This window comes from Arenibacter algicola, from assembly GCF_000733925.1.
GTDB lineage: Bacteria > Bacteroidota > Bacteroidia > Flavobacteriales > Flavobacteriaceae > Arenibacter > Arenibacter algicola.
In genome coordinates this window covers 23,321-38,836 of sequence record NZ_JPOO01000003.1, presented here as the reverse complement: position 1 = coordinate 38,836, position 15,516 = coordinate 23,321, and the positions used below count along the sequence as shown (strand labels likewise).

Annotated in this window: 12 protein-coding genes; 8 read left to right on the top strand and 4 right to left on the bottom strand. The window is 40.3% G+C overall.

What is annotated here, in order from left to right; all coding sequences use genetic code 11:
- Positions 1–8: 8 nt before the first annotated feature.
- The gene (locus U735_RS0110280; protein ID WP_034248417.1) at positions 9–1,619 is read right to left on the bottom strand and encodes a hypothetical protein; all 1,611 of its coding nucleotides are present in this window, start codon (positions 1,617–1,619) and stop codon (positions 9–11) included.
- Between the two features lie 30 nt (positions 1,620–1,649).
- The gene (locus tag U735_RS0110275) at positions 1,650–3,833 is read right to left on the bottom strand and encodes an alpha/beta hydrolase family protein (RefSeq protein WP_051892057.1); all 2,184 of its coding nucleotides are present in this window, start codon (positions 3,831–3,833) and stop codon (positions 1,650–1,652) included.
- A 250-nt stretch (positions 3,834–4,083) separates the two neighbouring features.
- Between U735_RS0110275 and U735_RS0110270 the strand changes: the two genes are divergently transcribed.
- From U735_RS0110270 to U735_RS0110255, 4 genes are all read left to right on the top strand, one after another.
- Positions 4,084–4,974 (top strand): hypothetical protein, encoded by an 891-nt coding sequence (locus U735_RS0110270; protein WP_157365020.1) that lies wholly within the window; start codon positions 4,084–4,086, stop codon positions 4,972–4,974.
- Positions 4,975–4,978: 4 nt separating this feature from the next.
- Entirely contained in the window at positions 4,979–7,030 is a 2,052-nt protein-coding gene (locus U735_RS0110265; RefSeq protein ID WP_031443732.1) for an alginate lyase family protein, read from the top strand.
- A gap of 138 nt (positions 7,031–7,168) precedes the next feature.
- Complete coding sequence (locus tag U735_RS0110260) at positions 7,169–8,140, top strand: acyl-CoA thioester hydrolase/BAAT C-terminal domain-containing protein (protein WP_083260662.1); 972 nt, start codon at positions 7,169–7,171, stop codon at positions 8,138–8,140.
- A 197-nt stretch (positions 8,141–8,337) separates the two neighbouring features.
- Complete coding sequence (locus U735_RS0110255; RefSeq protein ID WP_031443730.1) at positions 8,338–8,790, top strand: heme-copper oxidase family protein; 453 nt, start codon at positions 8,338–8,340, stop codon at positions 8,788–8,790.
- Positions 8,791–9,019: 229 nt separating this feature from the next.
- Here U735_RS0110255 and U735_RS0110250 read toward each other — a convergent pair whose 3' ends face one another.
- Both U735_RS0110250 and parS read right to left on the bottom strand, forming a co-directional pair.
- A complete protein-coding gene (locus tag U735_RS0110250) occupies positions 9,020–9,487 on the bottom strand; it encodes an RES family NAD+ phosphorylase (RefSeq protein WP_031443729.1) in 468 nt (155 codons plus the stop codon).
- Positions 9,487–9,990: a type II RES/Xre toxin-antitoxin system antitoxin gene (gene parS, locus U735_RS0110245; protein WP_031443728.1), complete on the bottom strand. Its 504-nt coding sequence runs from the start codon at positions 9,988–9,990 to the stop codon at positions 9,487–9,489. The genes U735_RS0110250 and parS overlap by 1 nt, the downstream gene beginning before the upstream one ends.
- 325 nt (positions 9,991–10,315) lie before the next feature.
- Here parS and U735_RS0110235 point away from each other — a divergent pair, with 325 nt between their 5' ends.
- From U735_RS0110235 to U735_RS0110220, 4 genes are all read left to right on the top strand, one after another.
- Entirely contained in the window at positions 10,316–11,749 is a 1,434-nt protein-coding gene (locus U735_RS0110235) for an amidohydrolase family protein (RefSeq protein ID WP_031443727.1), read from the top strand.
- A 75-nt stretch (positions 11,750–11,824) separates the two neighbouring features.
- Positions 11,825–12,844 carry a 3-dehydro-L-gulonate 2-dehydrogenase gene (yiaK, locus tag U735_RS0110230; protein WP_198036642.1) on the top strand — a complete coding sequence of 340 codons (1,020 nt, stop codon included), beginning with the start codon at positions 11,825–11,827 and terminating at the stop codon, positions 12,842–12,844.
- A gap of 29 nt (positions 12,845–12,873) precedes the next feature.
- Positions 12,874–13,581, top strand: coding sequence for a class I SAM-dependent methyltransferase (locus U735_RS0110225; RefSeq protein WP_031443725.1), 708 nt, complete (start codon positions 12,874–12,876; stop codon positions 13,579–13,581).
- A gap of 121 nt (positions 13,582–13,702) precedes the next feature.
- The gene (locus U735_RS0110220) at positions 13,703–14,806 is read left to right on the top strand and encodes a glycoside hydrolase family 10 protein (RefSeq protein WP_034248415.1); all 1,104 of its coding nucleotides are present in this window, start codon (positions 13,703–13,705) and stop codon (positions 14,804–14,806) included.
- Positions 14,807–15,516: the final 710 nt, after the last annotated feature.

Below are 15,516 nucleotides of genomic sequence, written 5' to 3'. Positions count from 1 at the left end.
ATAAGCAACTAATATACTACCATCCTTTTATTGTCCTCTATTTCAATATCAATGCCATCTATCAGCTGGTTGCCTGGATATTTAGTAAGTTCGTTTTGGTCATAATCCTGCAATGTATATTCCCTATCCTTATCTGCCGTAAACCACTCAGGAAATTGGCTGATCCTGGCCCAATCCATAGGCAATTTCATATTCGTCTTATGTCTATGCTTATCAAAATAAAGTTTTCCTTTCCAGGGCTTTTCTGATTTTATGGAGATCAATAAAGAATCCCCTTTTTGCTCCGCTCCAAGTAATAGGTCATCTCTCCAAGGCTTTACATACAAACCCTTACTTTTCCATAAATTATACATAATGGTGGTCCGGGCAAAGTTGCCATCGCCATGCCAGCCCTCTACTATGCCACTTTCCTGTTGCATTGCCCACATCACATTTATTTCACTGTCCATCCACTTGGCAACGGTGGGATCCGGAATCCGATTGTACATATTAAGGGCGCCTTCAATGGCATCCGCGTACCCATCGGCACTCCCCTTTTCCCAATCAAAATTGGTGTATTTGTTTAAATTGGAATATATCTTCAATATGGCTTCCTTGTATTCGGGATCCTTATCCAACATATAAACAGCGTAAAATCCGTTGAGGGTATAGCCCCAATTATCGGCAGGGCGTTCCTGTACAATTTCTCCTGTTTGAGGATTTATGGCGTCATAGAATAATCCGTCCCCATTTCTGCCAACTTCCAAAATCCTATCCATCATCTCATGTATTGGCTTTTTGTAGGCTTTCCTTTTAAGTGGCCTGCCAAAGTTTGTGGAAACATACAATTCACATAAGCCCGATATTAACTCACAACCATGATCCCGCAACCTAAGGTATTCCAAATTCTTTGTTGGATGGTGATCTCCCAATAAATAGTAATCCCCAATCGTTATAGCCCAGTCCAAGAACTTTTCATCACCGGTCATCCAGTAAATTCGGGAAAGGATCTGTAACAATTCACCATTCACTTCTTCCCTCGTAGCATTGGAACCATCCTTAGATATCCCATCGGCAACATTTACCTCCTTCTGTAAATCGTAAAGCATCTCCAACATTCTATCCGACCATGAACTTTGCCCCAACCATTCTGTAAGGGGCAGCAAGCCGTCCTTGATATATTCCGAAGTCCCAAAAATAATTTCAGCCATATTCAATTTTTCATTTTGAAAATCCTTTTTAGAAAAGGAATAGGTATCGGGAAGGGTGTTAACTCTAGAAGTGAGTTTTTTTTCAGTATTTAACATATCCAACATTGCCCCATCAAATAAATCCTGATCTGTGAAAAAAGAAGTGAGTACCATAAAAGGATAATTATCTGCAGCGGCATCTTTTGCGTTCCATATGTCCGTGTCAGCTTCAAGATTTCTAGGAATTAAGCCAGATTCGGGATCAGCCATCTCCAACCAGCCATGAACAAATTTCTCACTCCTAATAAATCCCTCATTGGCTAAAATGGCATTTTCATGTGCTTTGGCCAATAGAAGGCTATCCGCTGCAGACATCATTTTGGCCGGATGTGCATGTTTACAGCCTATTATACTTAAAATTCCGGTTATAAGAAATAAATAGATTCTCATGATATTATTGATTAAATTATGGGTATACCGCTAGAGGTTGGATATGAATTTATTCAAGGAATCCATTGCTTCCGCCCCGGAATCATTTTTTTCTATAGAAAAGTTGTTGGCCTTATCCATGGATCTATAATGTTCCTTCACAAATTCATATGACTGCAAATACCCAGAATCCATAGCTTCTTTCTCCGCCTGTTGTACCAACATTAATTTTCTAGGGGCAAAGGCCGCCGACAGGTCGGGAAGATCGTAATGTGGCAAGGCACCGACCACGGTAAAAGGTATAAAGACAGGGTCATAGTCCTTCTTGAAAACGATGGATTCAAATGATGGCAAAGGATCCAAAAACAGCATACCTTTAAAGTCTACCCCTAAGGCCGAAGCGTGCAACAAACTGGAATTAAAGCCCCCTTTGGATATGCCAATAATTTCATTGTTATTCAATTCCATTTCTTCCTTGCAAAATAGAAGGAGAGTTTCTATAGCCTCCACATGTAGGGATACGGTACTTTTTCCGTTCAAAATACCTGCAAACCATTGATTGTAAGAGGTATTTTCAAAATAGGCGTCCCCTTTTAAATAGCCTGGGCCCAATTCCCCGAAGCCCGGCAAATCCGGTACAATTACGGTTACCCCTTTTTTAACGAGGTGGATTGGAACGGTATAGGCCTCATCCGATTTCTTGTCCGCTAAATTATCCAAATAAAGAGCAGACATTTTGGTGGTTTGTTTGGGTACAAAGGTCACAAACGGAATAATGTTATCCCTAGGCTGTTCTATCACATACTTATTAAGGTAATAGGCTTCAAATTCCGTCTGTCCGGAAAAAATCAATTTACCTTTCTTGGCACCTTGGGTATAACCCGATATTTGCTGTACTTTCTGTTTTAGGTCCACTAAATGGTGGTCCAACTTTGTTCTTTCCCTGTTCAGTTCCTCCATATTCCTATCCGTCAAAGCTTTGTTTGCATCGAACAAAAATTTGCTACCGACCGATGTTGCAAGCTGACCCGTTTCCGTAACATATAATTCTTCCACCGGAAAAATAGTTACTTCCCCATCCTTGGAATTTCCCGGATTATCCAAGTGCTTTTGAAAAAAAGCATACATGGCTTCCCTATTCTTTATGGTGGACTGATGTCCGGCATTGTCCTCTACCATCAAAAGGTTTTCCGACTTATCGAAGGCCTTGTAGGCCAATTTAGCTTCCTCATAGGTGTCCCTCGCCCCTTGAATACTAAAAATATCGCGTGTTGTAGTGATCATCAAAGTTGGTTTGGGTGCCCTCACTTCCAAAAGATCGGCATGATCCAAACCCAATTGAATACCTTTTGGAAAGTTCTGCTCCGCATCCTGAGGCCCTCCTGATTTTAATTGATATTCCAGGGTGGTAATATAGCATTCCGGGGCAGCAGCTTTGATTCTATCATCAAAGGCGGCGATGTGGGAAGATTGGGTCCCCCCACCAGATCTGCCCGTAATCCCAATACGCTCTGGATCCACTTCCTTACGTGTAAGCAAATAATCCACAGCCCTTATGCCGTCCCATATCATATATTTGGCAGTGGAGGCTCCATTTATAAAAAGCTGTGCCCCCGGATAGGAATGTTCGCGTGTAGGACTAAAACGCGATTTCCCTTCCTTTTCATCAAAATATTGCAATCTTTCCCCTTGCCCATAGGGGTCAAATGCAAAAACGGCAAAGCCTTTTTTTACCAGGTTCAAAATCACATGTTGATAGACATCACTTCTAAATCCCAAATCGCTGTGGCCACTGCAATAAATAATAGTGGGCAGGTCCCTTTTTTTTCCTTGTGGAATAAAAAACGCGGCCGTAACCTTTAGACCGGGCATGGATTCAAAATAAAGCTTTTCAACACTATAACCTTCCTTTTTAATTCGTTTGGTGACAACCGGATTTAAATTGGTCTTTGGAGGAAAAGGCCCTATGGACTCCAGTAGTTTGTCCTTTACCAATTTCTGCCGTTCGGTCCAATCTTCCTGGGTATGCAGCATTGATATGGATTCCTTTCTTTTTTCGATACTTGCAAAAGAAAGTTCAGCTTGCTGTTTGTAAAGTAAATTTTCGGCATCGGAATAATACTTCCAAAAATCCAAGACGGAATAATTGGTTTGGGACCAACTAAGGCAGGGAGATAATAAAAACATTAGAATTATTCCAAGGTTAAGGACTTGATGTCTAAATCTTTTGAACATAATTGGCTTTTTGAATAAAAAATTAAAAAAATCAGCTCCAAGATAGATATTTAATCGTTTAAACTATAAAAAATGCCCATATTTACAATTCAAAGCAGAAGGGTAATAGCCACTTCTGTTGAAAAAAAATATGCATATCTTGGTTTTAGTTTTGCGTATGGTGATTGTAAACTCTACTAGCCAAGAAGTTGATAATAATTAAATTGATTTTGCCTTGGGAACACCGCATGTATTTTTAAGGATTTTTTTAATGGCTCAGCTGTTGATGCATCCTGTGCTTAGCTTGGGTCAGCAAGTTGAAAATGTACCCCAAGCGTTTGACGCCCTAGGTTCAGAGCCCGAAGTGCTTTTAATTAACAATAAAATTAAAGTCCCACACCGCAATGGGCATTTTCAGGGCGTGCAACTCATCAATAAAAACGGGACCGAAAAACTTCTTGTTTCCGGGAGTTCCAGATCCAAGGCCTACGTTTTACAGATAGACCTGACAACCCTCAATTCAGAAACCCTAATAACCTTAATGAAAGATCCGTACCGCCATGCCGGAGGAATTCAGGTTAGCAAACCATATTTGATTGTTGGTATAGAAGATAACATTATAAAAACTACTTCTAAAGTAGGCCTATACAATTATCAAAACAATTCGTTGGCCAAGGCCCAACCTGGCATCACCATAAATCGGGAAGGTGAGGTTAAGCGGCACACTGCCGGAGCAACGGGCTTACTGGCCATGGAAGAAGGGTATTTGGCGATAGTGGCCAATTGGGACTCCCGCAATTGGGACTTCTACCATGTAGAACCGGAAAATGGGAAACAGGAATTACTTTATAGTTTTGAGGCTCCCCAAGATTGGGGCAGTTATCAATCCATCAATCTTATCAAGGATTCATCCGCCATTTATGCCCTTGGATTTTATAAAAAAGATATGGTTGGGACTGCCGATCTGATACTTGTTAGCAAGCTAGGATCTTTTGATCCTATTATGGAAAAAATCAGTTCCAAAACCTTTAATTGCAAGAATGGGGTCGATTTTAATTCGGCCGTGGGCCTGCAAGTAGACCAAAAAGGAAAGCTTCACATTTGGGGAACCCAAGCCGATCCCGCCAAAGTAATTGCCATAAACAAATTTAGTCAGCCATAAGCCCATGTTTAAAATCATCAATACCCTTTTGCTATTTGGCTTTGTATTATGCATCCATAAAAATGCAACTGCGCAGCAGGATTGGAAGGATATAAATACCGTTGAAAAGGTATGCACCAATTACCCCGAGACCATTGAAAACATGCTGGATCAATTTAATTTAGACTATCCTGGATTGGAGAAAGTTAAATGGGAATTTGAAAACGGTAATGTGGTAAATGCTTGTAATGAACTTTTGAATTATTACAAAAACGGCAATACAGCATCGGACTTACGTAAAACGCTACCAAAAAAAACGGACCAAACCAAATCAGAGACAGATACCATTTTAAACAATGTTTTTGTAGTGCAGAATGTTAGGGGAAAAGTCCCCTACCTTACCAATGGCCATCGTGACTGGTATTATAAAGGTCCCAATAATGACAAGGAGTGGGCTTGGCTATCCAATAGGCATAGTCAATTAAATAACGTGTTCAATACCTATTTGGAAACCGGCAACCCAAAATATGCCCAATACATAGACCTCTTTTTAAAAGATTTTATAATTCTGGGTATGCCCTATCCTGCAGTAAAAAGTAGCACTTCCGTATGGCGGGGCTTGGAAGTTTCCTTCAGGGCCAAGGTATGGCCAAAAATATTTTATGGCTTATTGGGGAGCGATTATATTTCACCCGCCACCCAGCTGTTGTTGCTTAGTAGCCTGCCCGACCATGCCCATTACAACAGAAATTTTCACAGCAGCAATAATTGGCTCACTATGGAAATTTCAGCTTTGGCCACCGTGGCCGCCTATTTCCCTGAATACAAAAATTCTGAAGAATGGTTGGACTATGCCATAGAAACAATGACCCAAAGCATGAAGGATCAGGTGTATGCAGATGGAGCACAAACCGAGCTAAGTTCTCATTACCATAACGTCTCCTTACACAATTTTGAACTTTTCCAGGAAATCTGTGATAGGGCCAACAAGAAGTTGCCCGATTTTTACATCCGAACTATTGAGGCAATGTACGGCTACATTGCCCATATGGTGAGACCTAGTGGTTTTAGGGTGATGAACAATGACGGGGACAGGGGAAGTGACCAAAACCTTATATTGAAGGGAGCCAAAAAATTTGGTCATGAGGATTGGGAATACATTGTCACCAACGGACAAACAGGTAGACGGCCCGAAGACGGTCCCTCCTATTTTTATCCTTGGGCAGGGCATTTTGTTTCCCGAAGCGACTTCGATAGGGATGCCCATTGGTCTTTTTTTGATATGGGACCCTGGGGAAGTGGCCACCAACATAATGATAAGCTACACCTTTCCGTTTCAGCTTATGGCAAGGATTTCCTGGTAGACTCGGGAAGATTTGCCTATACCGGGGAGGTAGCGGAAAAATTCCGTCCCTATGCCAAAAGCAGTGCGGGACATAACCTTTTACTGATCGACGGAAAGGGGCAGCAAAATGGACCAAGACTGGCAGACAAACCATTGGGCGAAGACCATTTTAAAATAGCCACAGATTTTGATTATGCCTCCAGTTCCTTTGATCAGTTTATGGATTTGGAAGGATCTGTGAAACACACCCGGGTAGTTTTCTATGTACGCGGACAATTTTGGGTGGTTGTGGACAACATAGAAACGGACAGGCCACGGAGAATTGATGCCCTTTGGCATTGGCACCCGGAAAACACAGTGGTAAAGGACAGATATACGGTGAAAACCCTTAATGAAAGGGGGAATTTGACGCTTGTTCCGGTTAGCCGTCAAAACTTCGATATCCAACTTATCAAAGGGCAGGAAACCCCAGAAATACAAGCTTGGTATAGTCCAGAGTACAATTTGTACGAACCCAATACCACCAGCTCCTATAGCTGTGAAATAAAAGGGAATTCCACTTTGGTATGGTTGCTAATGACTTCGGACAAGGAAAGCCCTAATATAAAAGCAAAGATAATATCAGAAAATAAAGATGGAATTACGCTCGGTGTATCGGTTAAAGAGAAGAAATGGCTGCTAAACATTCCTTTTTACGGTAGTGCCGACGCAGCAATTGAGAAATCGCAGTAGTGTGGTTTGGTAAAAATCCGGGCCCAAGGCACATCAATTTTCATAAGAGGCTAAGCTCAGAAGGATTTTAAAGATTTGTTATATTGCCGTTAAAAGAGATATACAATCCAATATTGTTGTTAAGAACATACCCGAAAAATGGGCATAAGCAGAAAATATATTATTGGGATCGTAATTACGATACTCTTAGTCATCGGATATTTTATAGCGGACAGTATACTATTCAGTGGTGTAAAGGCGAGAACTATAAATGAAAATGGTATTCAGGCAAATTATTTTGTAATAACCAATACCAAGAGAAGCACATCAATAGTTTTGATAGGTGGAGGGCAATGGGGGGATTACTGGGGGCAACAGTTTACCAACAGAGGATATAGTGGTTTATCATTACCGTATACCCAAAGGGAAGGGTTACCCAAATTACCTGAGGAAATTAACTTAGAATACTTTGAAAAAGCTTTGGCATGGTTAAAAAAACAGCCAGAAGTTGATCCAAATAAAATAATTGTGATGGGAGCATCAAGAAATGCGGAATTAGCATTATTACTTGCTGCCGTATTCCCCAGATCTATTAGCGGAGTTGTTGCCTACGCACCCAGCGCTGTCTCTTGGTCCAATACAGTTTTACCATACAATTCCAACGAATTGAAATCGAGCTGGAAATACAAAGGGCTTGATATTCCATACGTGCCCATGGACAAAATCTCAGGAAACCAATTGAATAGCATTAACATGCTGGAATATTGGAATAAGGGTTTGCAAAAAGCAGATTTCATAGGGCAAGCGGCTATCAAAGTAGAAAAGATCAATGGACCTATTCTACTTTTTTCCGGAAAAGATGATCAGGTTTGGCCATCATCAATAATGGCCGATATGATAGAGAAAAGACTGGAAACCAATACGTTTGAACACTCTTTTCAAAATATAAAATATGAAAACGCTGGACACTTAATTTCTAGCAACCCCGATGATATTACGAGTTACAGGACTGGAACAATTAATATTAGTGGAAAAGATTATGAATATGAATATGGGGGAAATGATGAGGGGGACTTTAAAGCTAAACGAGACGCCAAATTGAAATTGATGGAATTTTTAGAAAAAATATAAATAAGGCGTAAATACGAGCAAAATAACTTCAACATACTGGATAATGGCCTTCCGGAAGCTTCCTTGATATTTGCTTCTAACGACAAATTTATTCCATAACCAAGTATAATTGCAAGTTTACTACTTCGTGTTGTCTTATAAAAACCCTGGCACCTAATCCCACAATATTCTTAAAGAAATCGCTAACCTAGAATAAAATGAACTCCATAATTGATAAACCTCATTTGATTTTTTTACCTGCCATTCCAATCATCTTGCTTATTGGATTTTTGAGCGGGGATTCAATATTGGATTTTAATATTGCGGACACCTATTACGTAATTGCAAGCAATGATATATCTATATTTCTTGCTATGCTTTTTACAATAATGGGCCTGGGTTATTGGATTATAAAAAGAGTTAATGGAACCTTATCAGTAAGGCTTAATTGGTTTCATATAGGATTAACTTTTGGTGGAACTATAATTGCGCTTATTTTATCCCAATTTTACAGGGAAAATATAATGGAATTTGAATTCAATAATGGTCTTTCTTTGATCATTTCATTAGTAATCCTGATTACCATTTTAGGTCAGATAATTTTCCCGATCAATATTATCTACGGTATACTAAATAAAAAAAAACCACTAAACAGCATTGACAATAACTAAATCCTGCCTTTTTCAAAATAGAAAATTCATTACTTTTAATCAGGCCGGATTTTGAACTGAAAAATCCCACGGGCTTTCCCAGACCGAAATCAAAGCCTTAACGGTGGGAATAATTGCCTACATAAAGAAACTCTATTAATTTCGTAAGCTACCGAGTCAAATTTTGTGTAGGAAAATTATACTAAATATAACCGTTGGTCAGAATATCAAAAAGTAATATTTAGAATAATTACCGAATCCCCTTTTTGAGTCTTTGATCTACTGGAAGTTCCAAAAATTCAACTACTTCTACTTTACCAAATTCCTTATATAGAGGATTTAGAATAATATTGGATTCAAGTCCTACAATGGTTGAAGGAACCTTAAGTGCAAACTTATTTCTATCTTTAACGAATTCAGTAAAAACCTGTGCAGTTTCCGAAGTGTATGGATAGTCTTTCCAAGTGTCCGTTATTTCCTCTAGTTCTTCAATAATTAAATCATCAGGAAATTGAATTTTTGCTATTAGTATTTTTTTCGGTAGAGTAGAAATATCATCAGAATGAACATAATATTCTAACAATGCCAATGAAATATTCTCTGAACAGTAAACAGCTCTTGTCCCTACAGAATTCCATCTACCACCAACCTTTTCAGCGCCAATACCTGATAAGGTAGAATCTTTATATTTAGCATTCGCAACTCTGTAGACAACCATTAAGTATATACATTGTACTGAATTCTAATAATCTCATTTTCCACTAATTCAAATCCAAAGCTACTATCCAATAACTCAAACGGCATTTTATTTCCAAGAGCTTTAGATGGTGTTCTTAACCATCTTTTAAAATCATCCTTGGTATCAAAAACTTCATAACCTAATCCAAAGAGTTTGGCTAACTCGTAAATGCGTTCGGAAGTCTCTTTGCCATAAACTGTTTTCTTTTGCATACTACTTATGGAAGCCGGAAGAATATGTTCAAATTCTTTTTCGGTGGAATCAGTATATTGAATCAATTGTTTCCAATCAGACTTTTTTACACCTTCTCTGATTCGGTCAATTAGTTCAAGTTTAAACCCTGGAGTATCTTTAGAATGTACAACTACCCATGATGGAGAAAACTTAGTATGTCTAACCGGTGTTTTTCCCTTTTTAGCCACTCCAACCTTCACATTGGTTTCTTTTTTTGCCGGATTTACTGCTTTTGTTCTTACAGCCATAATTGTATTTTTACGTATGTCCTATTGTAAATATACAATAACATTTGATTAATCTATCATTTTTTACCTATATTTTAAACAAGACAAACCAAATAATAAAACTACGGACTCACATTGACAATAACTAAATCCTGCCCTTTTTAAAGGATAAAATTCATTACTTTTAATATGGCAGATATCGATGTGGTAAAATCCCACGATGCCCAAAAAAGTGGCAAGCCGGATTTTCTGCGTTCCGGTAGTAAGTTTTAGCCTGTATTTGCTAAATTAGTTACCTAAACATCGAAACTAATCTAATTCCATCACATTTGCGACCATTGGATAAATGAAACTATTAAAACGCTTTTTTAAAATTGTCCTAGGAATTGTTGCAACGGTGGCTATCGCGGTCATCATCGTATTGGTAATGGATACATTGGGCACCAATTATTTGAAAGTCGGGAATAGGGCGGTTTCCAATAATTCCACATACCTTATCACCAATGCAAATATTATCCCTATGCATCGAGATACTGTCCTTGTCAATAAAATGGTATATATCCAGGATGGTATAATTAAAAAAATCTCCGAAAACCTCGATATCGAAGATATAGAGGTTGTTGATGCAAAAGGTAAATATCTACTGCCCGGACTTATTGATATGCATGTACATGTATGGGACAGATACGAGCTTGGACTGTACCTTTCCAATGGCGTTACTGCAGTTAGAAACGTGTGGGGCACGCCAATGCATTTAAGAATCAAGTCAGAGGTAAATAGTGATAAAATTATTTCGCCCCATTTTTTTACGACAGGGCCAAAACTCACAGGCCCAGAGTTTTTAGGTGACGATAATTTAAATCTAACACACCCCAAGGAAGCTGCAGAAAAGGTGGTTTCATATCAGCAAAGAGGGTATGATTTTATTAAAACCTATTACGGTTTGGACAAGGAATTATTTGATGCCGTTATTGAGCAGGCGGCAATTTCCAAAATCGATATCGTTGCCCATCCTTCACAAAAAGTACCCTTTTCATATCACTTAAATCCACAGATAAAATCTATTGAGCATGCTGAAGAAATTGTGCAACAACCTTTACAATTCAATTTGGACACCGTTCAACTACGACCTATAATCGATTCAATTTCGAATGCCAAGCACAGCAGTTTTTGCCCCACCATCACCGTATTTAATAATATCTATCAGATGATGTTGAACGATTCTATTTTGGATTCTGAATCCTTGTCCTATATGAATCCGCTTATCAAAAAAGTAGACAGCAAAAATCAATTTGACCGCTGGCACAATGCCAAGCAGGAAGATTCTGGCGTAGTGGACAGAATAAAAAATCAACATGATTTTCATTTACGGATCATTACTGAACTCCACAAGAATGGAGTGCCAATTATCTGTGGAACAGATGCCGGAATAGGAGTTACCATACCTGGCTTTTCAATTCATAAGGAACTGGCATTTTATAAGGAGGCTGGACTTTCCAATTACGAGGTTTTGAAAACAGCTACGGTAAATGCTGCCCAAACACATTCTATTATGAACCAACTGGGAAGCATTGAAACGGGGAAGGTTGCCAACTTGTTGCTCCTGGATAGTAACCCTTTATTGGAACTATCAACGCTGGAAAATCCTTCATCTGTTTTTGTAAAGGGAAGGAAAATAAATAGAAATACCCTCCAAAAGTATAAAGAAATGGCTAGGAAAAGGAAGAACTTAATGGCCTCAGGGCTTAGATACTTGGAATACTTACTCATTGAAAAATAGGCCAAAGCTAATAATACACATGAAATAACAGTAGCAAGCGGGATGTTATCCCTACTTTAATCAACCTTAAAACAAATGAAAAATACCATGCAAATTACCTCCCAACACATGCAGGATGTACTCTACAAACTGTTCTTAAAATATAAGTTCACCCAGGAAAAGGCCCAATTATTGGCCCAAACCTATACCGAGAGTACCTTGGCCGGGGTAAATTCCCATGGCATAAACCGTGTGCCCCTATTTTTGGAATATGTGAAAAACGGTAGCGTTAAAATTAATGCAGAAGCAGAAAAAGTCGAATCCTTTGGCAGTATAGAACGTTGGGACGGGAATTATGGTCCGGGCATCATCAATGCTACCAAGTGCGCCAAGCGCGCCGTAGAACTGGCCAAAACACACGGAATGGGCCTAGTTGCATTGCGCAACACCAATCACTGGATGCGCGGCGGCACCTACGGACAACTGGCTGCGGATGCCGGTTGCATTTCCATTCTATTTACCAACACTCAACCCAATATGCCACCTTGGGGCGGTAAGGACAGTCGAATTGGCAACAACCCGTTCATTGTATCCATACCAAGGAAAGGAGGAAATGTAGTATTGGATATGGCCATTTCCCAGTTCGCTTTTGGGAAGATCAACGACTATAAACTTAGGGGCAAAAAACTTCCCTTTCCAGGAGGCTGGGATGCCAATGACGAACTGTCCAACGATCCGGAGAAAATTACGGTAAAGGAACGTGGTCTCCCTATAGGCTATTGGAAAGGTTCCGCCCTGTCCATAATTTTGGATATGTTGGCCACCCTTTTGTCCGCCGGAAATTCTACCTATAAGGTTGGGCAAAAAGATTTTGAAACCGGGATTTCCCAGGTATACCTCTGCATTTACCAAGAAGTATTTCACGACAAGGCACTGCAGGAAAAACTGTTAAACGAAATTATCGACTATACCCATGACGTGGAACCCATGCAGGCCGGAGATAAGATATATTTTCCCGGGGAAAGGAGTGCCCTTACCAGGGAAGAAAATTTAAAGAACGGGATGCCCGTTAGCGAAAGTGTTTGGGAGAAGATAATGACCCTGTCCGAATCATAACAAATTAGGGAAAAATATACTTTACAAGAATGAAAAAATCCAGCGTAGCGGAAATCAGGGAACGGTTCGACAAGGATGTGGAGCGCTTCTCCAATGTGGATACTGGGCAACTTACTACTATCGACGCCAAAATTTCCTTGGAGTTGATTACCGAAGCGGCCAGAAGAATAGTTCCCAATGCGGAGCAATTATTGGACATTGGATGTGGCGCGGGAAACTATTCCCTAAAAATGCTCTCCAAGCTCCCCAACTTGGAATGTACCTTGGTAGACCTAAGTGATCCTATGTTGGACAAGGCCTACGAAAGGGTATCTGAACAGACCAATAAAAATGTACATGTGGTAAAGGGAGATATTAGGGAGGTACCTCTAAAACAAAACCATTTCGATATTATTTTGGCAGGGGCCGTACTGCATCATTTAAGGGACGATCAAGATTGGGAGACAACCTTTAAAAAGATATATGGCCTGCTAAAGCCAGGAGGCTGCTTTATGATTTCTGACCTGATTACCCAGGACACCGAAATACTCAATGACTATACCTGGGAAAGATATGGGGACTATTTAGAGGAATTGGGCGGAGAGGACTACAGAAAAAAAGTGCTGGATTATGTGGACAAAGAGGATTCCCCAAGATCCATGAACTATCAGCTAGACCTTATGAAAAAGCTAGGCTTCAGCAAGGTGGAGATATTGCATAAGAATATGTGTTTTGGGGCTTTTGGGGGCATAAAATAGGTTTTCTGCTCCTTTGCCGACGAAATACATCTATTTTAGGTTGAATCGCATTTTTATCGCGTCAATTTATGCAACAATATTTTGCGGGAAGTTGTAAATTGATTGTCCAAAATTAAACGGTATGACCTCCAACTTAAAATTCCGATGTATATACCTATTGCTTTTCTCCGTGATCGGACTTGTCTCCTGTGGGTCATCCTCCACTAAAAACATAGAGATAAAGGGTGTCTATGGGAATCCCAAACCTCTATGGGACAAAGGGTATAAGCTCAACGACCTTGGGGTAAATGCCATATTTGTTCACAGTGGATCCCTTAATGAGGATATGATTATCCGCGCAAGGGCTGAAGGAGCACGGGTTTATGCCGAATTTGCCACTTTGAACGGAAAAGGTTATGTGGATACCCATCCAGAGGCTTGGGCCGTAAATGAGAAAGGAGAAAGAGTTGAAGCCGCCACCTGGTTTATGGGGGCCTGCCCTACCGAACCCGGTTTTAGAAAATATCGTTTCGACCAGCTGCGCGACTTACTTCTGGAATATGATCTGGATGGGGTCTGGATGGATTATGTGCACTGGCACGCCCAATTTGAGGACCCGGAACCCATTTTGCCAGAAACTTGCTTTTGTAGGCATTGTCTAAATAGCTTTTCAAAGGATAACAATATCCGTTTGCCAGATGCCACCACTCCTGAAAAGGCAGAATATATCCTTAAAAACCACAATACTGTATGGCGAAAATGGCGTTGCGAAGTTATTTATGATTGGACTGCCAATATGAAGAGTATTATGACCGAAATTAAACCCAATGCCCTACTTGGCCTTTATCATTGTCCTTGGGACGACGAAGAATTTAATGGCGCCAGGGAACGTATTCTGGGTTTGGATTATGATCTTTTAAAGAAAACCGTAGATGTTTTTTCTCCAATGGTCTACCACCAAAGAATGGGAAGAGCCCCCAGTTGGGTGCAGGAGAACATAGAATGGTTTAGCAAAAAGATAGATGATGAAGATGGTACCTACCCCAAAATATGGCCCATTGTCCAGGCCTACAATGAACCTGGCATTGTTACCAAAGAAGCCTTTGAAACGGTATTGCGTGGCGGTTTAGCAGGGAAATCGACCGGAGTAATGATGTTTACCACCCATGCCATAGCAGAGGATGAAGGTAAAATCGAGGTGATGAAGAAAGTGTATTCTGAGGATAAGGGAAAAACTTCTGAATAAAAAATGCATCGGGCAAACAATGCCCCTTTACTGGCACGAGTATGATGCCCGTCTGCCGATTATTAGGCTCAATCTCCGGTCAGGACTTTGAACTTTGAACCTTGAACCCAATCCGCCCACTGCAAACTGCCAACTAAATAATAATCTTGAACTATGAACTCACAACTTACTCCGATTTCGACTCCGCCCGTCTGCCGCCAGGCAGGCCTGACTGCCGGTAGCTAGACTCGGGTCAACTTTGTGGATATGAACATCCTGCCATATAGTCCTCCCCCTAACCCCCTCCCAAGGAGGGGGACTTTATTCTCATCAATATTAATACTTATGTTAGCACATCTAGGCGAAAATTAAGTAGGAGGCCTTTAAAAAAAGTAATAATTATTATATAATGTGAGGAACGTCGATTTCCGATAACTCCCCCTCCTTGGGAGGGAGCCGGGGGGAGGTCCGTCCAACTCAAGTCCAAGGAAAGTAGCTTTTTTTGTATCATTAAGGGCGCAGCACCGCTGCGCGAAGTATCCCTGGGTTCAGCTCTCCCCTACTTCGATTTCTACACCATATAATCTTCGATGAGACTTTGAGTTTGAACATATGATTATATCCGATTTTGACTACGCCCGTCTACCGATTGTTAGGCTCTGGTCAACGATGTGGATATGAACATCCTGCCATATAGTCCTCCCCCTAACCCCCTCCCAAGGAGGGGGACT